This is a genomic window from Kitasatospora sp. cg17-2 (assembly GCF_054031055.1).
Genome location: NZ_CM132923.1, coordinates 9,376,435 through 9,396,300, shown reverse-complemented (window position 1 = coordinate 9,396,300; position 19,866 = coordinate 9,376,435). Strand labels below are relative to the sequence as shown.

General features: G+C 73.2%; 19 protein-coding genes. 12 read left to right on the top strand and 7 right to left on the bottom strand.

Features of this window, described 5'->3' with window-relative positions:
• Positions 1-12 precede the first annotated feature (12 nt).
• Positions 13-2,775, bottom strand: a complete 2,763-nt coding sequence (locus ACW14Y_RS39355) for a cation-translocating P-type ATPase (protein WP_456985213.1) — start codon at positions 2,773-2,775, stop codon at positions 13-15.
• Positions 2,776-2,947: 172 nt separating this feature from the next.
• The gene (locus tag ACW14Y_RS39350) at positions 2,948-3,850 is read right to left on the bottom strand and encodes a polyphosphate kinase 2 family protein (protein WP_380387619.1); all 903 of its coding nucleotides are present in this window, start codon (positions 3,848-3,850) and stop codon (positions 2,948-2,950) included.
• Between the two features lie 310 nt (positions 3,851-4,160).
• Here ACW14Y_RS39350 and ACW14Y_RS39345 point away from each other — a divergent pair, with 310 nt between their 5' ends.
• Positions 4,161-4,652: a DUF1269 domain-containing protein gene (locus ACW14Y_RS39345; RefSeq protein ID WP_380439686.1), complete on the top strand. Its 492-nt coding sequence runs from the start codon at positions 4,161-4,163 to the stop codon at positions 4,650-4,652.
• A gap of 104 nt (positions 4,653-4,756) precedes the next feature.
• Here ACW14Y_RS39345 and ACW14Y_RS39340 read toward each other — a convergent pair whose 3' ends face one another.
• Complete coding sequence (locus ACW14Y_RS39340; RefSeq protein WP_380300321.1) at positions 4,757-5,260, bottom strand: hypothetical protein; 504 nt, start codon at positions 5,258-5,260, stop codon at positions 4,757-4,759.
• 314 nt (positions 5,261-5,574) lie between these two features.
• On the opposite strand from ACW14Y_RS39340, the gene ACW14Y_RS39335 reads away from it, so the two are divergent.
• Positions 5,575-5,949 (top strand): hypothetical protein, encoded by a 375-nt coding sequence (locus ACW14Y_RS39335; RefSeq protein ID WP_456985212.1) that lies wholly within the window; start codon positions 5,575-5,577, stop codon positions 5,947-5,949.
• A 15-nt stretch (positions 5,950-5,964) separates the two neighbouring features.
• Here ACW14Y_RS39335 and ACW14Y_RS39330 read toward each other — a convergent pair whose 3' ends face one another.
• Positions 5,965-7,518, bottom strand: a complete 1,554-nt coding sequence (locus ACW14Y_RS39330) for an AMP-binding protein (RefSeq protein ID WP_456985211.1) — start codon at positions 7,516-7,518, stop codon at positions 5,965-5,967.
• A 207-nt stretch (positions 7,519-7,725) separates the two neighbouring features.
• On the opposite strand from ACW14Y_RS39330, the gene ACW14Y_RS39325 reads away from it, so the two are divergent.
• From ACW14Y_RS39325 to ACW14Y_RS39310, 4 genes are all read left to right on the top strand, one after another.
• Positions 7,726-8,715, top strand: coding sequence for an aldo/keto reductase (locus tag ACW14Y_RS39325; protein ID WP_456985210.1), 990 nt, complete (start codon positions 7,726-7,728; stop codon positions 8,713-8,715).
• A gap of 300 nt (positions 8,716-9,015) precedes the next feature.
• On the top strand, positions 9,016-10,065 hold the full coding sequence (locus tag ACW14Y_RS39320; protein WP_380300292.1) for an SDR family oxidoreductase: 1,050 nt from the start codon (positions 9,016-9,018) through the stop codon (positions 10,063-10,065).
• Positions 10,066-10,129: 64 nt separating this feature from the next.
• Positions 10,130-11,167, top strand: a complete 1,038-nt coding sequence (locus tag ACW14Y_RS39315) for a sulfotransferase (protein WP_456985209.1) — start codon at positions 10,130-10,132, stop codon at positions 11,165-11,167.
• 125 nt (positions 11,168-11,292) lie between these two features.
• Complete coding sequence (locus tag ACW14Y_RS39310; RefSeq protein WP_456985208.1) at positions 11,293-12,207, top strand: LysR family transcriptional regulator; 915 nt, start codon at positions 11,293-11,295, stop codon at positions 12,205-12,207.
• Positions 12,208-12,269: 62 nt separating this feature from the next.
• Here the strand turns inward: ACW14Y_RS39310 and ACW14Y_RS39305 are convergent, their stop codons facing one another.
• The gene (locus ACW14Y_RS39305) at positions 12,270-12,635 is read right to left on the bottom strand and encodes a MerR family transcriptional regulator (protein ID WP_456985207.1); all 366 of its coding nucleotides are present in this window, start codon (positions 12,633-12,635) and stop codon (positions 12,270-12,272) included.
• 96 nt (positions 12,636-12,731) lie between these two features.
• On the opposite strand from ACW14Y_RS39305, the gene ACW14Y_RS39300 reads away from it, so the two are divergent.
• The gene (locus ACW14Y_RS39300) at positions 12,732-13,247 is read left to right on the top strand and encodes a hypothetical protein (RefSeq protein ID WP_456985206.1); all 516 of its coding nucleotides are present in this window, start codon (positions 12,732-12,734) and stop codon (positions 13,245-13,247) included.
• A 7-nt stretch (positions 13,248-13,254) separates the two neighbouring features.
• On the opposite strand, the gene ACW14Y_RS39295 is transcribed toward ACW14Y_RS39300, so the two are convergent.
• Positions 13,255-14,418 (bottom strand): MFS transporter, encoded by a 1,164-nt coding sequence (locus ACW14Y_RS39295; RefSeq protein ID WP_456985205.1) that lies wholly within the window; start codon positions 14,416-14,418, stop codon positions 13,255-13,257.
• Between the two features lie 232 nt (positions 14,419-14,650).
• Here ACW14Y_RS39295 and ACW14Y_RS39290 point away from each other — a divergent pair, with 232 nt between their 5' ends.
• The 5 genes from ACW14Y_RS39290 (at position 14,651) to ACW14Y_RS39270 (ending at position 18,563) form a co-directional block, all read left to right on the top strand.
• Positions 14,651-15,172, top strand: a complete 522-nt coding sequence (locus tag ACW14Y_RS39290) for a MerR family transcriptional regulator (RefSeq protein WP_456985204.1) — start codon at positions 14,651-14,653, stop codon at positions 15,170-15,172.
• A 70-nt stretch (positions 15,173-15,242) separates the two neighbouring features.
• Positions 15,243-15,596, top strand: a complete 354-nt coding sequence (locus tag ACW14Y_RS39285; protein WP_456985203.1) for a ferrous iron transport protein A — start codon at positions 15,243-15,245, stop codon at positions 15,594-15,596.
• A 254-nt stretch (positions 15,597-15,850) separates the two neighbouring features.
• The gene (locus ACW14Y_RS39280; RefSeq protein ID WP_380300300.1) at positions 15,851-16,171 is read left to right on the top strand and encodes a chaplin family protein; all 321 of its coding nucleotides are present in this window, start codon (positions 15,851-15,853) and stop codon (positions 16,169-16,171) included.
• A gap of 52 nt (positions 16,172-16,223) precedes the next feature.
• Positions 16,224-17,498 carry a hypothetical protein gene (locus ACW14Y_RS39275; RefSeq protein WP_456985202.1) on the top strand — a complete coding sequence of 425 codons (1,275 nt, stop codon included), beginning with the start codon at positions 16,224-16,226 and terminating at the stop codon, positions 17,496-17,498.
• A 54-nt stretch (positions 17,499-17,552) separates the two neighbouring features.
• Positions 17,553-18,563 carry a hypothetical protein gene (locus ACW14Y_RS39270; protein WP_456985201.1) on the top strand — a complete coding sequence of 337 codons (1,011 nt, stop codon included), beginning with the start codon at positions 17,553-17,555 and terminating at the stop codon, positions 18,561-18,563.
• Between the two features lie 657 nt (positions 18,564-19,220).
• Here the strand turns inward: ACW14Y_RS39270 and ACW14Y_RS39265 are convergent.
• The gene (locus ACW14Y_RS39265; RefSeq protein ID WP_456985200.1) at positions 19,221-19,556 is read right to left on the bottom strand and encodes a type II toxin-antitoxin system PemK/MazF family toxin; all 336 of its coding nucleotides are present in this window, start codon (positions 19,554-19,556) and stop codon (positions 19,221-19,223) included.
• Positions 19,557-19,866: the final 310 nt, after the last annotated feature.

Below are 19,866 nucleotides of genomic sequence, written 5' to 3'. Positions count from 1 at the left end.
GGGAGCCGCGCGTCACCCGGCCGGTGCGGGGTGGGGAGCGGCGAGGGTGCGGGCGAGGAGTTTGCCGAGTTCCCAGAGCGCGAGCAGGGTGACGGCGGCGAGCAGGGCCCAGCCGAACTGGCGGGCGTCGAGGTCGGTGGTGCCGAGGATGCGGTGGAACACGTCCATCTGGGTGACCAGGACGGCCAGGACGAGTTCCCCCAGCGCGGCCCGGTTCATCTGCTTGCTGTCGAAGGTGCTGACCCCGAGCGCCGAGCCGCGCTCGCTGCGGCATTCGTAGGCCGCCACGATCAGGCAGAGCGCGAAGGCGGTGAACGCCATCGAGTTGCCGATCGGGAGGCTGTCGTAGTGCGTCTCGCCGAGCTTGATCAGCCCGAGCAGGGCGGCGGTGACGGCGAGTCCGGCGAGGCCCACGGTGATCAGGACGGGCCCGGTCAGCACGGACTCGCCGCGCGGGCGCGGGGTGCGCCGCATCAGGCCGGGGCTCGCCCGGTCGAAGCCGAGCGCGAAGCCGAAGGGGGCGTTGACGACGAAGTGGATCCACAGCACCTGCGGCGGGGTGAACGGCTCGCCGGCGGCGATGTTCAGGACGGCGGCGCCGAGGAAGGTGAGCACGAAGGTCACCAGCAGCACCAGCACGAAGCGGATGTACTTGGTGAGGTTGTCGTAGAGCTTCCGGCCCTCCTCCACCGCGTAGACGATGGTGGCGAAGTTGTCGTCGGCGAGGACCATCCGGCTCGCGTTCTTCGCCACCTCGGTGCCGCTGCCCATCGCGATGCCGATGTCGGCGGCCTTGATGGCCGGGGCGTCGTTCACCCCGTCGCCGGTCATCGCGACCACGTCGCCCTTCTGCTTGAGCGTGGCCGCGAGCAGCACCTTGTGCTCGGGGGCGACGCGGCCGACCACGCCGATGGCGTCGATCCGGTCCAGCCGCTCCTGCTCCGACCAGGCCGCGAAGTCGGCGCCGAGCACCGCCTCGCCGTCGATGCCGAGCTGGCGGGCGATGGCGGCGCCGGTCGTGACGTCGTCGCCCGTCACCATCCGCACCCGGATGTGGGCGGCCTGCGCGTCGGCGATCGCGGCCTTCGACTCCTCGCGCGGCGGGTCGACCATGCCCACCAGGCTGGTCATCCGCAGCTCGGTGACGTACCCGAGCAGGTCGCCGGCCGGGTCGAAGTCCGCCGGGTCCAGGTCGCGGTAGGCGGCGGCCATCACCCGCAGGCCCTCGGCGCCCATCCGCTCGTTCTGCGCCCGGGCCCGGCCGGCGAGCTCCTCGTCCCACGGGATGCCGGCGCCGTCCGCGAGCGCGGTGGCGGCACGGGCGGTCACCGCCGGGGCCGCGCCCTTGACGAAGCAGCGCACCACCGGACGGCCGTCGGCGTCCTTCGCCTCGTTGAAGCTGGCCATCAGCTTGTAGCCGGGGTCGAAGGGCAGCACCGCCAGCCGGGGGAAGCGCTCCCGGGTGGCCGCGAGGTCCAGGCCCGCCTTGTGGCCGAGGACGAGCAGCGCGCCCTCGGTCGGGTCGCCGACCACCGCCCCGTCGACCAGTTCGGCGTCGTTGGCGACCAGGTAGGGCAGTACGGCGTCCTCGATGCCCGGGGAGGATCCCGCCGCGTGGTGGATCCGTCCGTCCAGGCGGTAGCCGGTGCCGGAGACGGTGTAGCGGTCGGTGGGACTGACCACCTCCACCACCGTCATCTGGTTCATCGTCAGCGTGCCGGTCTTGTCGGAGTTGACGGCCGAGGTGAAGCCGAGGGTCTCGACCGACGGCAGCTCCTTGACGATCGCGCTGCGCTCGGCCAGCTTGAGGCTGCCGACGGAGAGGATCACCTGGCTGACCGTCGGCAGTGCCTCCGGAATGGCCGCGATCGCCAGCGACACCGCGCTGACGAACAACGCGTCCCACGCCTGGTCGCGGCTGCGGCCGAGGGCGAACATCACCACCATGGTCAGGCCGGCGGCCGCCGCGATCCACAGCGTCAGGGTGTTGAGCTCACGGGTCAGCGGCGACTGCTCCTTCCTGGTCGCCGACAGCATCCGGGAGATCCGGCCCAGTTCCGTCCCGGCACCCGTCGCGGTGACGACGAGCAGTCCGCTGCCGTGGGTGACCGGGGTGTTCATGAACGCCATGTTGGTCCGGTCCCCCGGGCCCAGCCCCTCGTCCGTCAGCGTGCCCGCGTCCTTGGCGGACGGGACGCTCTCCCCCGTCAGCGCCGACTCGTCGATCTGCAGCGAACCCGCCACGACGATCCGCCCGTCCGCCGGGACCTCGTCCCCCGCGGCGACGAGCACGATGTCGCCGACCACCAGCTGTTCGGCCGGGATCTCGGCCTCGGCCCCGTCCCGCCGGACCCGCGCCGTCGCCTCCATCATCGACTTCAGCGCGTTCATCGCGCTCTCGGCCTTGCCCTCCTGGCGCAGGCCCACCAGCGCGTTGAGCAGCGTCAGGACGAGCAGCAGGATCGCCGTGGTCCACTCCCCGATGGCCATCGAGACCACCGCCGCGGCGACCAGGATGATCTGCATGTAGCTGCGGTACTGGTCGAGGAAGCGCAGCCAGTCCGGCTTCCGCCTCTCCTCGGGGAGGGTGTTCGGGCCGTGGGCGGCCAGCAGTTCGGCCGCCCGGGCGTCGCTGAGCCCGACCGCCGGGTCGACACCGAGCCGGGCGGCGACCTGCTCCGGTGTCCGGGTGTGCCAGGGCTCCGGGGACGCCGGGGAGCCCGGGGACGACCCCGGCGACTCCTGCGGTCCGGACCGGTCGGGCTGATCCGCCATCTTCACTCCTCAACGATCGGGACGGTCCGGGGGCCGTGGGTCCGGGGCCGTGGGCCGTGAGTCCGGGGGGCCGGGGACCGGTCGGCCGGACCCGGGCACGGGCGCAGGCGCGGGCGCATCGGGTGCGCCGACGGTGCGCCGTTCGGTCCGGCGCTTCGGTCCGGCGCTCCGGTCAGGGGGCCTCCGCCTCCAACCCGCTCCGGGCGGCGAGGAGTTCCTTGCGCGCCTGCCCGTCCAGCGAGGGGTACTGCGGGTCGATCCCGATCAGCGTGTGCGCGAGCACCGCGGCCGCGCCGATGCGGGCGAACCACTTGCGGTCGGCCGGGACCACGTACCAGGGCGCCCACGGCGTACTGGTGGCCGACAGCATCTCGGAGAACGCCTCCTGGTAGTCGTCCCAGTGCTCGCGCTCGCGGACGTCGGCCGCGGAGAACTTCCAGTTCTTCTCCGGCCGGTCGATCCGCTTCAGGAAGCGCAGGCGCTGCTCCTCCTTGGAGAGGTTCAGGAAGACCTTCACCACCTTGATCCCGTTGTCGGTGAGGTAGCGCTCCCAGTCGTTGATCTCCCGGTAGCGGCGCTGCCAGACGTCCGGGCCCTTCGCCTCCTCGGGCAGCTTCTGCCGGTCGAGGTTCTCCGGATGCACCCGCACCACGAGGACCTCCTCGTAGTGCGAGCGGTTGAAGATGCCGATCTCGCCGCGCGACGGGAGCCGCTGCGCGTACCGCCACAGGTAGTCGTGGTCGAGCTCCTCCGCGGACGGCACCTTGAAACTGCTCACCCGGACACCCTGCGGGTTCACCCCGCTCATGACGTGGCGGATCGTCCCGTCCTTGCCGCCGGCGTCGATCGCCTGGAGGCAGAACAGCACGCCGTAGGTGTCCTGGGCGGCCAGCCGCGCCTGGAGGTCGGCCAGCAACGACACCCCGGTGGCCAGCAGTTCGACGCCGTCGCGCTTCTTCAGGTCCGCCTTGTAGCGGGGGTCGAAGTCCTCCGTGAGGTCCACCGTCGACCCCGGCTTCACCCGCAGTGGCTTGATGAACTTCGCGACGCGTTTGGCCGCCCGTCCGTCCGACATCGCCCGCACCGGTTCCTTTCGCAGCCCGCCGGTCGCTCCGTCCGCGCGGTCGGGTGGACCTGGACGGCCGGCCGGGCCGGACGGATCCGCGGAGGGGGCGCCATCTGCCACGCTGTGGCCGCCCGGTGGCGGCGTCAATCCGTCTTCGGCCGTCCGGGGGCGAAGCGGGGCGGGGCATCGAGGGTCACCGGGGGTCACCGGGGGTCCGCCGGGGCGCCCCGGTCGCCCGTCCGACGGCCGTGCGTGGCGGCGGCCGGTACCCGGGCCGACGATGGGGCTCCGGGCATTCCCCTGCGATTCGGAGGCCAAGATGGCGACCCTGACGGTCTGGCGTTTCCCCACCGCGACCGGGGCGGACGAAGCCCTCGACACCCTGCAGAAGCTCCAGCGGCAGGAGCTGATCAAGGTCCAGGACGGCGCCGTGGTCAGCTGGCCCGACGGTGCGCGGAAGCCCAGGACCCGCCATCTGGGCGACATGGTCGGGATGGGGGCCGTGGGTGGCGCCTTCTGGGGCTTCATCCTCGGGCTGATCTTCTTCGTCCCGCTGCTCGGCGCGGCACTGGGCGCGGCCGGGGGCGCGCTCGGGGGGCACCTCGCGCATGTCGGCATCGACGACGACTTCGTGCGACAGGTGCGGGAGAAGGTCACCCCGGGCACCTCGGCGCTGTTCGTGCTCAGCTCGGACGCCGTGGTCGACCGGGTCAGGGCGGAGTTCGACGGCCGGCAGGCGGAGCTCCTGGAGACCAACCTCTCGGCGGAGGAGGAGGCCCGGCTGCGGGAGGCGTTCACCGAGGGTGAGTGAGGGCCGGCCTCCCCGGCATCCCCAGCATCCCCGGCATCCCCGGCTTCCCCGGCTTCCCGCGCGAACGGGGGCCGGCCGGCGCAGCCGGCCCCCGTGGACCGGCGTCAGTAGACCAGGATGTCCCAGTGGCTGCCCTCGTTGCAGTAGAGGTTGCCGGAGGCCGCCTTCCACTGCGGGTAGCCGTCGCCGCGCAGGCCGATGTAGGTGAAGCTGTTCTGGATGTAGCCGTCGATGCAGGAGCTGCGGGAGATGTCGACCTTGTAGCCGTTGTAGTGGCTGTAGGTCCCGGAGGCGTGGCCCACCTCGGTCCCGCCCGTGATGTTGATCGCGCAGCCGCTGGACTGCTTGAGGGTGATGATCGTGCTCACCGTGCCCGAGTTGATCTGCTCGAACGAGGTGCAGGTGGAGTTGGAGCGGGTGGTGCAGCCGCCGCTGGAGCTCCAGGTGATGCCGGCGTTCCGGAACTGACCGGCCGCCGTCGCCTGCGACAGCTTGGTGCCGCTGGCGCCGGCCGTGGGCGCCGAGACGGCGAGGCCGGCCAGGGCCAGGGCGAGGACGGTGGCTGCGGCGCCTGCGGTACGTGGCTTCATCGGCTTCAGCAGCGTCATGGGCGTCATGGGCTTCCTCTGCTTCATCGGCTTCTCCAGGTGAGGGTGTGGTGGACCTCGGACTCGCCCGCGAATGCCGCACCAGGATGGCGCACCGTCGGTCTATGCGAGTAGATGCCGGTTTGTGAATTTCGCGTGACGGCCGGCCGTACGCGGTGCCGACCCGGTGCGGCCCCCGGCCAGGGGCCGGGTCGGCGGCACGGATAATGGCCTGGTCGCGGGCCCGCCGGGTCGGCGGCGGCAGCGGAACGACGGCCGAACCACGACGGAACCTCGGCGGAACCGCGACGGATCGACGGAGAGGAAGCGGACGGATGACCCTGGAGGCAGGCCGGCGGGTCCGGTTGGCGGAGGACCTCGGGATCGGCGAGGCCTTCGGCGGGGATCCCGGGGCCGCGGTCGGGTTCCTCGCCCTGGGCGCCGGCATCGAGGGCACCGTCGAGCGGGTGGACGGGGAGCTGCCGGAGAGCCAGGAGGTCCGCGAGTACCAGCGGCTCAAGGCGCTGTTCGAGGACTACGGGCACACCATGCCGGCGGCCAGCCGGGAGCGGCTGGAGACGGAGATCGCCGAGCTGGAACCGGAGTGGACCGCCCACCGCGAGCGGGGCAGGCGGGTGACGGTCCGGGTCCGCTGGGACAACGGCCTCGTCCTCGACGGAGCGCACCGGGAGGTGCTCACGCTCCTGTGAGGCGGCCCACCGGATTCAGGGCCGGTCGCCCGGACCGTCGCCCGCGAGGGTCGCGCGCAGACGCTTCTTGTCCGGTTTGCCCGCGGAGGTGAGCGGGATCTCGGGCACCAGGTGCAGCGCCTCCGGCGCGTAGATCCGGCCCTTGCGGGTGGTGACGAAGGCGCGGACGTCCGCCAGGTCCGGGTGCTGCCCGGACGCGGGGACCACCACGGCGTGGACGTGCTCGGTCTGCTGCGCGTCGCGCACGCCGAGGACGGCGCACTGGGCCACGGCCGGGTGGGTGAGCAGCAGTTCCTCCACCTCGGACGGGTAGACGTGGCCGCCGACCACGATGATCCGGTCCGTGCGCCGGTCGGCCAGGTAGAGGTAGCCGTCCTGGTCGAGGTGGCCGATGTCGCCGGTGCTCAGCCAGCCGTCGCGCAGCACCTCGGCGGTGAGCTCGGGACGCTTCCAGTACCCCGCCATGAGGGAGTGCGAGCGGACGTGGATCTCGCCCTGCTCCCCGGCCGGCAGCGCGGCGCCGTCGGCGGAGCGGACCGCCACCTCGACGCCCGGGAGGGGGCGGCCGACGGAGAGCTGTCCGCCGGGGCCGGTCCGGTCGTGCTCCTGCGGGGCGAGGACGGCGATGTTCTGCGCCTCCGACATCCCGTAGCCGCCGGTCAGGATCGGCCCGAACACCTCGATGGCCTCGCGGACGCGGGTCGGTGAGGCGACGCAGCCGCCGTAACTGACGCGGTGCAGACTGGAGAGGTCGGTGCCGGTGATCGCCGGGTGGTCCAGCAGCCGGTGGAGCAGTGGCGGCAGGACCCACAGGTCGGTGATGCGCTCGCGTTCGACCGCGGCCAGCACCTCGCCGGGGTCGAAGGATCCCTGGAGGAACACCTCTCCGCCGTGATGGAGCGTCAGATCGCTGAGTACTCCGGCGAGATGGGCGATGGAGGTGGCGGCGAGGAAGCGGGGTGCCTTCCCGTCCGGGCCGAAGGGCACGTCGAACGCCCGGCGGTAGGGGCCGTGCAGGCTGAGGATGCCCTTGGGGATGCCGGTGGTGCCGCCGGTGTGGCGGATGCCCAGGTGGTCCTGCGGGCCGATCCGCACCGCCGGGGGTTCGGCCGGCCGGTGGGCGGAGGCCGCGATGGCGTCCTCGCCGACCCCGGCGGGGCCGGGGCCCAGGGCGAGCACCGTCGGCACGTCGGCCAGGGCGGTCAACTCCGCTGCCTCCGCGTACCGTTCGGCGTCCACGAGGAGGACGGCGGTGTCGACGCTGGCGACGATCCCGGCGAGGACGGCGGTGCTCATGCCGTCGTAGAGGTTGACCACCCGGGCGCCCGCCACACCCACGGCGTAGCGGGCGGCGAGCGCCTCGGGGGTGTTGCCGGTGAGCAGGGCCACCGTGTCGCCCCGGGTGACGCCTCGGGCGACGAGCTCGTGGGCGAGGCGGTAGGCGGTGGCGGCGAACGCCCCGGCGGTGAGGGTGGCGCCGTCGGCGGTGGTGACGGCCGGCCGGTCGGGATCCCGGGCCAGGGACCTCAGGACGAGGGCGGGCGCGCTGATGAACTCCGCTTCGTTCATGGCCACTTCTTCCTGCTAGACGGCAACCACGGGCCCAGGCTAACCGGGCGTCGGGCGGCGCGCCGAAACGACGCCCGGTCGGCCCCCGGGGGCGAGGCACACCGTAGGGTCCTCTCCGGGAAGTCGTGGCCGGACCGGTCGTCCGGACCGGGGCGCCGGAGGGCGTCGGGCCACGGAACAACGAGAGACGAAGGGCCGGGTCGTCACATGCGACAGCGCACTCTGCGGGATCTCCAGGTTTCGGCCATCGGCCTCGGCTGCATGGGGATGTCCGCCTTCTACGGCACGGCCGACCAGGACGAGGGCGTCGCGACCGTCCGGCGCGCCCTGGACCTCGGCATCACCTTCCTCGACACGGCGCAGGTCTACGGACCGCTCACCAACGAGTCCCTGGTCGGCGAGGCCGTCCGGGGCCACCGTGACGAGTACGTGATCGCCACCAAGTTCAACTACCGCATGGACAAGGCCGTTCCGGGCGACATGTCGACCGTGGGCCACCAGGACGGCTCGGCCGAGCACGTCCGCAGCTCCGTCCACGGTTCGCTCGCGCGTCTCGGGACCGACCGCATCGACCTGTACTACCAGCACCGGGTCGACCCGAACGTGCCCATCGAGGAGACCGTCGGCGCGCTCGGCGAGCTGGTCGCCGAGGGCAAGGTGCGGTACATCGGACTGAGCGAGGCGAGCGGCGAGACCATCCGCCGCGCCCACGCCGTCCACCCGGTGACCGCCGTCCAGAGCGAGTACTCGCTGTGGACCCGGGACGTGGAGGCCGAGGTGCTGCCCACCTGCCGGGAGCTCGGAATCGGCTTCGTGCCGTACTCCCCGCTCGGCCGGGGCTTCCTCGCGGGCCGCTTCAGCTCCCCCGAGGAGCTCGACAAGGACGACTTCCGCCGCACCAACCCGCGCTTCGCCGAGGGCAATCTGGCGGCCAACCTCCGGCTCGCCGAGAAGGTGAAGGAGATCGCCGCGGAGAAGGACGTCACCCCGGCCCAACTGGCGATCGCCTGGGTCCTGGCCCGGGGCGAGGACCTCGTGCCGATCCCGGGCACCAAGCGCCGGACCTACCTGGAGCAGAACGCGGGCGCCGTCGACGTCGAGTTGACCAGCGAGGACCTGGCGCGCATCGACGCCGAGCTGCCCGCGGTCGAGGGCGAGCGCTACGACGAGGACGGGATGCGCGCGGTGAACCGCTGACCGGTCGGCTGCGGACCGGCAGGTGCGGGTGCCCGGGTGCCCGGGTGCCCGGGTGCCCGGGTGTCCGGGTGCCCGGGTGTCCGGGTGTCCGGGTGCCCGGGTGTCCGGGTGTCCGCCGGCGTCGACCCCGGCCGCGCTCCCAACCCCCTACCGGGTGGCGCAGTTCAGTCCTTCGTGGGACATCCTCCCTTGTGGCGAGCACGAACCGACGGTCGGTGGCTAGCGTGCGGAGGACGGTCGGTGACCGTCCTCCCGGCGGCGACTCCACCGGGGGCGGAGCGGAAGAACAGGTGAGGCCCGATGAAGCCGGTTGCGTTGGTCACCGGAATGTCCGGAGTGGTCGGCAGCACGGCGGCGCCGCTACTGACCTCGTCGTTCGAGGTGGTGGCCCTCACCGGCCGCCGCGTTCTGGACCTGGACTGCGCGCAGGTGCCGATCGAACTGAGGGCACCGCGGCTCGGCCTGGCCCCCCGTGTCTTCTCGCAGCTGGCCCAACGCGCCGACGTGATCGTGCACATGGCCGGGAGCGTGAACTACACCACCTCCCCCGAGGAGCTGCACGCGGTCAACGAGGGTGGCGCGGCCGAGGTGACCGCGCTGGCCGAGGCCGCCCGCTGCCCCCTGGTGTTCGTCTCGACGGCGTTCGCCGAACGGTACGCGCAGGCCCCGCGCGAGGCTGAGGTCGGTGCGGTGACCCATGCCAGGCCCTCCTTCTACCACCGGTCCAAGGCCGCCGCCGACGAGCGGGTCCGACAGTGCGGACAGCCGTGGTCGATCGTCCGCCCTTCGGTCGTCATGGGCGACTCGCTCGACGGATCGATGCCCGAACTGCAGAACGCGCACCGGATCGTGTCGATGCTGAGCGCCGGACTGCCGGCCATGTTCGGACACCCCGACCACCTCGTCGACATGGTTCCCCGCGACTACGTCGCCCAGGCCGTCCACCGGCTCGCCCTGGACGCTGTCGCCGGCCGGGCGCTGCCACCCGAGTTCTGGGCGACGGCGGGGAGTGCGGCACTGACCATGCGTCAGTGGTCCGAGGTCATCCAGCGGTCACTCGCCCGGGCGGGAAACCCCATCCCGCCGCCGCTCCAGCTGGACCCCTTCTCCACCAGGGTGACCGACTACCCCGGCTGGGACGAGCTCCGGCGCAGCGTGCGGCGCGGCATGGCCACCCTGTACGTCAGCGCCCTCGCGCTCGCCGCCGAGCCGTTCCCCACCTCCTTCCCCGCCACCGGGGGGCAACCGGGTCGGCCCGGGTTCGACAACGCCTTCGCGTGCTCCTTGTTCGAGAACGACATCGACTGGATGCTCCGGCAGTCCCGCACCGCACAGCCGAGCCTGCGGTGAACCGGTCCGCACCGAGGTACTGGCGGCGTTCGATCACACCATGACCTGACGTTCCGGAGACCGTGTGCGTATCACCTTCGTCGTGGGAACGGGCCGGTGCGGGTCGACCATGCTGTCCCGCGCTCTGCAGGCCCACCCCGACGTGCTCGGCATGAACGAGTTCTTCACCTCCCTGGCCGCCAAGGGCGACGGCGCGTTCCAGGACCGGCCGATCGACGGACGCCGGTTCTGGTCGCTCCTGAGCGAACCTGCTCTCACCTTCGACGCGATCGCCGCCTCCGCGTTCCGTACCGCGGAGATGATCTACCCCTACGGTGAGGGGCGTTTCCGCCCCGAGACCGGCGTACCGGCCATCGCGCACATGACCCTGCCCGCGCTCACAGCCGACCCCGACGCACTTCACGACGACCTCGCCGCCGTGGTTCCCCACTGGCCCACCCGGCCGGTCGCCGACCAGTACCGGGCACTCTTCACCGACCTCGGCCAACGCCTCCGACGCTCCGTCGTCGTCGAACGCTCCGGCGCCTCGGTCGCCTTCCTCCCGGCGCTGCGCGCCCTGTTCCCCGAGGCCCGCTTCGTGCACCTGAGCCGCTCCGGCCCCCACTGCGCCCGCTCCATGAGCCGGCACGCCGCCTTCCGCACGCTGCTGCTGCGCACCGAGGCCGTGGCATCGCTCGGGCTCGCCTCCCCGTTCGACCTCGGACCGGAACACGGCACGCTCCTGCCCGACCACCTTGCCCACCTGGTGGGCAAGGTCGACGTCGACCGGGTCATGCGCACCCCCATGCCGCTGGCGGCGTTCGGCAGGCTCTGGTCGCACCTCATGACACGGGGAGTCGACGAGTTCCTCCGACTGCCGCCCCAGCGGCGGATGACGCTCGCCTACGAGGACATCCTCGACCGGCCGGAGCACCACCTGGGCCGACTGGCCGCCTTCAGCGGAGCGGAACCCCACCCGGCCTGGCTGCACGAGGCGGCGGCATCCGTCGTGCGCACCGACCGCCCACCGGTCACCGACCCCGACACGCTGTCCGCCTGCGCACCGGGAGAACGCGCCCTGGAACGCCAGAACCGCCTCCCCCACGCCGGGAACGCGCGCTGACGACCGGCGCGCGCCCAGGTCGCGCCGCCCGTCACCGCCTCCGATGCTCACGGGCGGGTCGAGGGGGAGGCAGGACTCCGCCCATGAACAACTGGTGCATGCCGTGCGCTTGTAGAGTGACTCCCATGCAACTGGATCTGAACCTGCTCACCGCCCTGGACGCCCTGCTGGAGGAGGGCAGCGTCGCCGGGGCCGCGGACCGACTGCACGTCACCGCCCCGGCGATGAGCCGCTCCCTGGGTCGGATCCGCAAGGCCACCGGCGACCAGATCCTGGTCCGCACCGGCCGCAGCATGGTGCCCACCACCCGCGCACTCGCCATGCGCGCCCAGGTCCACACCCTCGTGCAGCAGGCCCAGCAACTGCTGTCGGCGCAGCGGGAACTCGAACTCGCCTCACTGGAACGGGTGTTCACCGTGCGCTGGCACGACACCCTGACCGCCGCCTGCGGCAGCGCCCTGATCACGGCCGTCCGCGAGCAGGCACCCGGCGTGCGGCTGCGCCTGTCCGCCGAACCCGGCACGGACGACGCCGAACTGCGCCGGGGCGAGGTCGACCTCGAATCCGCGCCCGCCGCTCCGACCCTCCCCGACATCCGCCACCACCTGGTCGGCACGGACCGGCTGACCGTCACCGTCCGCCCGGGCCATCCCCTCACCGAAGGACCGCTGACCGTCGAGCGCTACGCCGCCGCCGAACACCTCACGGTCTCGCGGCGCGGGAGCCTGCGCGCCCCGATCGACGACGTCCTGGCCCAGCACGGCCTCGAACGCCGCGTCGCCGCCGCCGGGCCGACCACCGCCTTCGCCCTGCAACTCGCCCTCGACAGCGACCTGGTGGTCACCCTCCCCGACGCGGTCACCCGCACGGCCCGGGAGCGCCTCGGCCTGGTCACCCTGCCGCTGCCGCTCCCGCTGCCCGAGGTCCCGCTGTACCTCCTGTGGCACCAGCGCTACGACGAGGACCGCGCGCACCACTGGCTGCGCACCCTGGCCACCGGGACCGTCCGGGAACTGTTCGACCAGCCGACCGCCTCCTGACGGCCTGCGCGGTGGCCACGGCCGCGATCAGCGGCCGGGCCGTCGCGCGACCGAACGTGCCCTCATCCGGGTCGGCCGGCCGCCAGCAGGGGGCATCCGGTGCCGACGCGTGCGGCGAGTTCGGCGCGCAGGGCGGCGAGTTCGGCCATGCGCGCGTCGACGACCTGGATCTTCTCCTCGAACAGGGCGGACAGCGCTGCCGCGGTGTCCGGTGCGCCGCGCAGCTCCTCGCCGGTCCGCGCGATCTCCGCCAAGGAGAATCCGAGTGCCTGCGCGGTGCGGACGTACTCCAGCCAGGCCACCGCCTCGGGCGGGAAGTCGCGATAGCCGTTGGCCAGGCGCCGACCCTCGACGAGGCCGACCTTCTCGTAGAACCGGATCGTGTCCCTGGACAGTCCCGTCCGCGCGGCCAACTCCCCGATGCGCATACCCCGGTGCTCCCTTCGGACGGTGAACTTGACCTTGGACCGTACTCCACTGTTTAGCGTGGGGCTCCACCGACCCCGACCGACCGGAGCCCCGCCATGAACCGCCCCCTCCTCACCTCCGCGAGTCCCGCGTATCTCCGCGTCGTCCGCGCGAGCGCCTGGTACGACCTCGCCGTCACCGCAGGATTCGCGACACCGTGGACCTACACGCTGGTGCACGGCGCGCTCTCCTCACTGGGCGACAGCCTCGGGTGGGGCCTCCTGCCCGCGCTCGACCCGTGGCAGACCCTGTACGCGAACCTGATGGGTTCGGTCGTGATCGTCTGGGCCGCCCTGCGCATCCTCCGGCCGCTGCCGCTGCACGGACTGCTCGACGGCATCGCGCGCGTCCTGTTCACCTCCTGGATGGCGTACGCGCTGGCCCACGGCGCTCCGCGGATCCTGTGGCCGTTCCTCGTCGTCGAGGCGGCGTGGGGCATCGTCCAGCTCGCGCTGTGGCGACCCGACGGGCAGGCCGGCCCGGTGGGGCACCGGTCGGAGCCCGAGTCCCCGAGCGGTGCCCGGGGTGTGGGCGGGACCGCTCCCGTGGCTTCCCGCGCCCCGGCGAGCTGACCGGTGGTCAGCGGGGGTCGTGGCCTGCCCGCCCGCTCAGCGCGGCGCCGAGCAGCAGCGCCGCGGTGACTGCCGCGAGCGGAACGGTCCAGGAACCGGTTGCGGCGTGGAGGCCGGCGGCGAGGGCGGGGCCGGTGGCGGCGAGGAGGTAGCCGCAGGTCTGGGCCATGGTCGACAGGGCGGCGACGTGGTCGTGGTCGGTGCCCCGGCGGGCGTAGAGCACGCCCGGGAGGGCCTGTCCGGCGCCCAGGCCCAGGCCGAGGACGGCCGCCCACAGGGCCGGGAGTCCGCTCGGCGCGAGCATCAGTCCGGTGAACCCGGCGGCGCAGACCAGGACGGTGCCCAGGATGTGCGGGCGCTGGTCGGCGCGGGGGGCGGCGAGGACGGGGGCGAGGAAGCCGCCCGCGGCCACGCCCAGGATGAGGACGGCCTGGCAGCTCCCGGCGGCCGTCCGGCCGGTGCCGGAGGCGATGAGGACGGAGGGCAGCCAGGCGAGCGCCGTGTAGAACGCGAGGGTCTGGATGCCGAAGAAGGCCGTCAGGCTCCACGCCAGCCTGGTGCGGGCCACGTGCGGACGCGGTGCGGTCGCGGCGGCCGCCGGGGGTGCGGGCCGGGGCCGGTGGACGCGGGCCTGCGGTGCGATTCCCACCGCCGCGAGCACGGCCGGCACCACGGCGAGGCCGACCGCGAGCTGCCAGGAGCCGCCGGAGGCCTGGGCGACGGGCGCGACCAGGGCCGCGACGATCGCCGAACCGACGCCCATGGACAGCGCGTAGACGCCCATCATGGTGCCGACCCGCCGATGGGAGAACCGGGTCCGGACGAAGACCGGGACGAGCACGTTGACGACCGCGGTGGCGAGGCTGACGACGACGGTGCCGGCGTACAGGCCCGGCATCCCGGCCATACGCAGGACCGCGCCGACGACCAGCACGACGCTGGCCCACAGCAGACCGCGCTCCTCGCCGAGCCGACGCCGCACCAGCGGGGCGAGCGGCGCGAACAGACCCATGCACAGCGGCGGGAGCAGGCCCAGCACGGTCACCGCGGCGGGGCCGAAGTGGGCGACCGGGGCCAGCGGCCCGATCTGCCCGAACGCGACCCGGGTGTTCAGGCTCAGCAGCACGAAGCCGACGACGAGCAGTACGCCCGCCGCGGGGGCGGGCGGCACGGTTGTTCCGGCGGCGGCGGTTGCTCCGGCGGACGTTGCTCCGGCGGACGTTGCTCCGGCGGTTGCTCCGGCGGAGGTTGTTCCGGAGGTTGCTCCGGCGGTCGTTGCGTCGGCGGATGAGGAGACCGGCACGGGACTGCCCTGCCCTTCGAGGTGGACGTTAGGATGCCCTTACCTTTCACGCTCAAGCGCGCTTGAGCGCAAGTGCCAGAACCCCGCACCCGGAGGGACGATGGAGCAGCAGCTGTTCTCGATCAGTGCGGTGGCCGAGGCGTTCGGCCTGTCCGTGCCCGCCCTGCGCTACTACGAGGAACGCGGCCTGGTCCGCCCCGCCGCCCGACGCGGGCGGGTGCGCTACTACGACCACGACGGCCTGCAGCAGCTCGCGTACGCCCAGCTGTGGCACGACGACGGCCTGATGCCGATCGCCGACACCGCCGCCGTGCTGGAGTGCGAACGCGTCGAGGACCGGCACGCCCTGATCACCGAGCAGCGGGACGGGATGCTCGCACGCATCCGCAGGCTCACCCGGGCCGCCGCCGTACTGGAGCACATGCTGGACTGCCGCACCGACCGCCCGCTGGACTGCCCGATGACCGGCGCCTACATCCGCGCCCGCGTCGACGCCGCCCTCAGCGGCACGGAGTTCACCGACGACTTCCTGCCCGGGCACCCCGACGAGCGGCGGCCGGGCCCGGCGAAGCCCGTCGGGACGGTCGGGACGGTCGGCCCGACCGGCCCGACCGGCCCGTAGACCCGGGCCCTCGCCTCAGCTCGATCTTTAACCGGTGGCTTCCGGGAGTCCGTCCGGGGAAGCTGGGCCCATGACTGTTGACCCATCCTCCGACCCGGCGACGACACGGGACCGGGAAGCTGTCGAGCACGTCCTGGGCCGTCCCCTGGACCGGGCCTGGCCGGCGGCCGCACTGTCGCCCGGCAGCCGGGTCACGGTGATCCGCGACCCGGCGTGGGACGGGCCCTGGCAGGTCGAGTTCCTGGGCACCGTGGACGACACGGGCGCGCCCGAGTCCGTCGACAACCCTCTCGCGCAGGCCGAGGAGTTGTCGTACTGGGTCGTCTTCGACGAACCGCAGTACGACAGCGGCGGCAGCGGTCCGTATCGCGGGGCCCAGATCTGGGACCGGTACCTGCGGCCCGAGCCGACCCCTCCGGCGTAGCCGGAGCGAGGCCGCGGTCCGGGAGCACGGATGGCACGTGACCGGCGGAATCGGCCGGGCCGAGGACCGTTCCGCAACCCGCTCGTCGGCCACCGGTGACGGCGCGGTGCGCCGCGAGTCGTGAGCGCTTCCGCAATGGTGCGTATCCGGAGGGTGCTTCCGGTCGTTGACCAGGCTGTGACTCCGGGTGGTTGCCCGGGTGCGGTCTGCGCAGGCGTCGGCGTTCGCCGGGGGCTGGGCCGGGAAGGAGTGCGATGAACACGGTGACGGGTGACGGGCGCCAGGGCGCGGGCGGCGGTGCGCGTACAGTGGGCAAGCGGCTGGCGGCGGTGGGTACGGCCGTGGGGGCGGCGCTGGTCCCGGCCGGTGCCGCGCACGCCGGCATCGTCGGAGTGGGCAACGCGGTGTTCGGCAACTCCTGTGAGACCTACGGCGGCACGCAGGCCACCGGGGGAACCGTCTCCGACAGCGGGACGGTGAGCGGCAACCAGGTCGGCCTGCCGCTGGACCTGCCCCGCAACCACTGTGGGAGCAGCGGGATCGTCTGCACGGCCATCATCCCGGCCGCCTACTGATCCGGCGGGCCTGACGGTGTGCGAAGCGGGTGGTGCCGTGTCCGGTCCCGGGGTGACGGGTGTGTCGCTGGAGGACGCCGCGGTGCGGGAGTTGGCGGCGCTGAGCGGACGCGCGGTGCCGTGGTTGCGGGACTGGGTGCGCGAGTGTCCGCGGCTGGGCGCGGCGCGGGCGCTGCTGCTGCTGGCGACCGGCGGGGGCCTGAGCGATCAGGTGCTGCGGGAGGAGCTGGTGGTCGCCTACCAGGACGCGCAGGCGGCCGACGCCCGGTCGGCGAGCCTGGTGTACGGCGTCTTCCTGTACACCCACCGGCAGTTCCGGCTGACGGCCGACCACCTGGTGACGCATTTCGCGAGGTGGCCCGGGGACGAGGTGGCCTCCTTGCTGCTGGACGCCTTCCACGCCTGCGGGGACGCCGACTACCGCGCGCACGGCGATGCGCTGGTCGAGCGGCACTCCGCCCTGGCCGGTGCGGACAGCTGGCCGTGGACGGGCAGGCTGGCCTGGACGCGGGCGGAGCAGGGCCGCGCCGAGGAGGCCCTCGACCTGGCCGGGCGGGCGCTGGCCCTGTTCCCGCGCGCCGGGCTCGCCGCGCACGCCCGTGCGCACGCCGAGCAGGAGCTGGGAACCGGTCCCGCCTCCACCGCGTTCCTCGACGGCTGGCTGGCCGTCGACCCGCAGGCGGTGCAGTTCAAGCACCTGAACTGGCACGCCGCCCTGCAGTCGCTGGCCTGCGGGGACTTCGCGGACGCGCGCCGACGGGCCGACGAGGTCCTGGGCCGCGCGGACGTGGGGATGCGGTCGGCGACGAACTGGCGCCTGCTGCTGGCCGGACAGGAACCCGCCGGCCGCTGCGACCTCGACCACGTGCGCGACCTGCTGGCCGGGCCCGGCGGCACGGCGGAGGTCTTCCACACCTTCAACCTGGCCCTGGCCCTGGCCGTCGAGTCGGCGACCGAGGACCTGGAGGCCCTGGCCCGCCGGGCGGCCGGTGACGAGCGCCCCGACTACCGCGAGGTGCTCGCTCCCGTGGTCCGGGCCCTCGCCCATGTGACAGCGGGCCGTTCGCAGGCGGCCGTCGACCTCCTGACCCGACTGGGCGGACAGGTGGAGCGGATCGGCGGCGTGCGGGTGGAACGCGAGATCGTCCAGGACACGCTGGCCCGAGCCCTGATCGACACCGGCGACCGTGCCCGGGCGGCCGCCCTGCTGCACGGGCGCGTCACCACCCGCCGCCACCACACCTACGAGGACCTCGTCCTCACCCCGCGCGCCACGCCCGCCGGTACGCCCGGGCCGGAACGCCGCGCCGCCGTTCCGGCCCGCTGACCCTCCCCCGCCCCTGCCGCATCCCCTCGCCTCTTCTTCCCCGGGAGATCTCCCATGGTCCTGCCCCAGTTGATCGTCGTCTCGCCGCGCGGCAGCGGCACCCCGCTACTGGCCCGGATCACCAGCGCACTCGGCTACACCCCCTACGGGACGATGAGCGGCACCCGGCCCGACGGCGGCGGGCGGCCCGGCCCCGGCGAGGTCTCCCCGCTGCTCCGGGCCGCCTACGGGCAGGACGAGGCCGGACGCCTGCTGCTCGGGCAGCGCGACCACCGGGCAGAGCTGGAGGCCGCCTTCCAGCAGGCGGTCACCGCCGTGTGGCGGGTGTGGTGGACACGCCTGGGCCAGCCCGTCACCGCCGCCTCCCCCGTCGACCCCGTGCTCGAGGACCGCCTGACCCGCGTCCCCGACAGCGACCTGCCCCGGCTCCTGCCGGGCCGCGGCTGCTGGTACGTCAACAGCCTGGACCTGGAACGGGCCGACGCCGGCTTCCTGCGCGCCTGGCACACCACCGCACGACCGCCGATCGTCTACCACCACCGCGACGTGCGGGACCGCGTCGTCCAGCAGATCCACCTGCTCTCCCAGCCCGCCGGCCACGTCGGCTCGCTGCCCGATCACCTCGTCTACCGCGACATCGTCAGCGCCCTGCCCACCATGGACGCCAGGATCACCCTCGCCCTGACCGACCCCGGCTTCCCCGGCATGCGCGAAGCCCGCAGCTGCCAGTGGCTGCTGCGCCACCCCGCCGTCTGCGTCCTCACCCACGAGGAACTCGCCGGCCCCGCCCAGGGCGGCAGCACCGAAGCCCGCAACCGCGCCCTCGACCGGCTCCTGACCGCCACCGGCCACCCCGACCCGGCCGCGGCCCGCGCCGCCCTGCCCGAACCCGGGAGCGACGAACTCCCGGTGGGCGCCTGGCGCACGCACTTCACCCCCGAGCACGAACGCCTCCTCCGCCGGCACCACGCCGACCTCCTGCCGCCCCGTCCCGACGAAGCCGCTCACACCATCGGCCCCCGACGCCCCGACACCCCGGCCTCCTCGCGCCCCGCATCCCGGTGAACCCGTACCCGCCCCGCTGGGTCGGCGTCGCGTCGAGCAACTGCGGCCGCCGGCGCGAACTCTGCGCTTTCGAGGACGTCGCGTCACCGGGCGCGGTAGCGTCTCGATGTCGCTCCAGCGACGCTCTCCCCCGCTTCCACTGTTCCGGCCCGGGTCACCTGGCCCGGGCCAGTCAAGAGGAGGAAGCTCGATGGGCGATGTTCGACCGAACCGGCAGTCCCGGCTTGCGCGATGGCTTCGCCGCAACGCCGGAATCATCGCGGCTCTCGCAGCGGTAGCCGGGGTGGTCGTAGCGGCAGTGAAGTAGCTGCCGGGGCTGGGCCTCCCAGAGGTGACCGTCGCGGAGAGCCCCCGACGGAACCGTCCATCCCAGCCCGTCACAGGAAGCCCCCGACCACTGGTATTGGTCGGGGGCTTCTGCCTGTTGCGTACCCCCAACAGGGTGCGCAACAGACTCCAGCACGGTAGCGCGAAACGATATAAATTACAGCGTGGCCGTTCCTATTGCATCGCTGCGGAGGCCGGCGGGCCGGTCCACCTCTGACGGGACAGCGGCCAGTACTCCAGCCGTGGATCGTGATCCTGTCGCTGGAGTGGGGCGGAGCGGGGGCCGCTGTTGACTACCGAGGAGATCGGGCTGAGCAGCGGAGACGTGCGCTACTCGTCGAGTCCGGCCGGACGGAGGGCTTCTCCGACCTCGCCGAGCTTCGCCGGGGACAACACGCCCGCCCGCTCGATCAGGTCGTCCCGGGCCACGGTGGTCAGCCACGTGCAAGGGGTGATGCCCGGGCGCGCGAACGCGAACCGCAGCACGCCGTCGAAGGGCACTCCTTCCAGGGGACCCACGGCCACTTCGACGCCGAGGCCGCTGATGTCGAAGCCCGCCGGAGCGACGACCTGCATCGCCTGGAACCCGGACGGCTCCTCGTCCGACAGCAGCACGACCGGGCGTCGCTCGTCGAAGTCGACCCACCAGACTTCGCCGCGTTGCATGTGTCCTCCTGGCACGAGTCGGCGGGTGAACGCCGCGTGCCCCGAGTGGGACACGGAAGGGACGCCGCCCCGGCTTCGCCCGCCGAGTGCGTGAGGACCGAGGATCATGCGGTGGCGTCAGGTCACAGCGTAGACCCCGCCCGTCGGCAGGAGGCGTCGGCTCTCCTTTCCGTCACGGGCGCCACCGCCGCGCCGCGGAACTGATCCACCTCCATGCCGACCACCGATTCGTCCACCGCGGCAGGTCGAGCTCGCACCCCCGGCCGCCCGGGCCGGGCCGGCTGCTTTCCCATCGGCGCGCAGTGGGAGC

Bases quoted from the DNA above. Each gene is read 5' to 3' on its own strand.
- ACW14Y_RS39270 (WP_456985201.1), top strand. From the start codon at position 17,553: ATGGTCCTGCCCCAGTTGATCGTCGTCTCGCCGCGCGGCAGCGGCACC.
- ACW14Y_RS39310 (WP_456985208.1), top strand. From the start codon at position 11,293: ATGCAACTGGATCTGAACCTGCTCACCGCCCTGGACGCCCTGCTGGAG.
- ACW14Y_RS39355 (WP_456985213.1), bottom strand. From the start codon at position 2,775: ATGGCGGATCAGCCCGACCGGTCCGGACCGCAGGAGTCGCCGGGGTCG.
- ACW14Y_RS39340 (WP_380300321.1), bottom strand. From the start codon at position 5,260: ATGACGCTGCTGAAGCCGATGAAGCCACGTACCGCAGGCGCCGCAGCC.
- ACW14Y_RS39325 (WP_456985210.1), top strand. From the start codon at position 7,726: ATGCGACAGCGCACTCTGCGGGATCTCCAGGTTTCGGCCATCGGCCTC.
- ACW14Y_RS39285 (WP_456985203.1), top strand. From the start codon at position 15,243: ATGACTGTTGACCCATCCTCCGACCCGGCGACGACACGGGACCGGGAA.
- ACW14Y_RS39350 (WP_380387619.1), bottom strand. From the start codon at position 3,850: ATGTCGGACGGACGGGCGGCCAAACGCGTCGCGAAGTTCATCAAGCCA.
- ACW14Y_RS39345 (WP_380439686.1), top strand. From the start codon at position 4,161: ATGGCGACCCTGACGGTCTGGCGTTTCCCCACCGCGACCGGGGCGGAC.
- ACW14Y_RS39300 (WP_456985206.1), top strand. From the start codon at position 12,732: ATGAACCGCCCCCTCCTCACCTCCGCGAGTCCCGCGTATCTCCGCGTC.
- ACW14Y_RS39305 (WP_456985207.1), bottom strand. From the start codon at position 12,635: ATGCGCATCGGGGAGTTGGCCGCGCGGACGGGACTGTCCAGGGACACG.
- ACW14Y_RS39265 (WP_456985200.1), bottom strand. From the start codon at position 19,556: ATGCAACGCGGCGAAGTCTGGTGGGTCGACTTCGACGAGCGACGCCCG.
- ACW14Y_RS39330 (WP_456985211.1), bottom strand. From the start codon at position 7,518: ATGAACGAAGCGGAGTTCATCAGCGCGCCCGCCCTCGTCCTGAGGTCC.
- ACW14Y_RS39280 (WP_380300300.1), top strand. From the start codon at position 15,851: ATGAACACGGTGACGGGTGACGGGCGCCAGGGCGCGGGCGGCGGTGCG.
- ACW14Y_RS39335 (WP_456985212.1), top strand. From the start codon at position 5,575: ATGACCCTGGAGGCAGGCCGGCGGGTCCGGTTGGCGGAGGACCTCGGG.
- ACW14Y_RS39320 (WP_380300292.1), top strand. From the start codon at position 9,016: ATGAAGCCGGTTGCGTTGGTCACCGGAATGTCCGGAGTGGTCGGCAGC.
- ACW14Y_RS39290 (WP_456985204.1), top strand. From the start codon at position 14,651: ATGGAGCAGCAGCTGTTCTCGATCAGTGCGGTGGCCGAGGCGTTCGGC.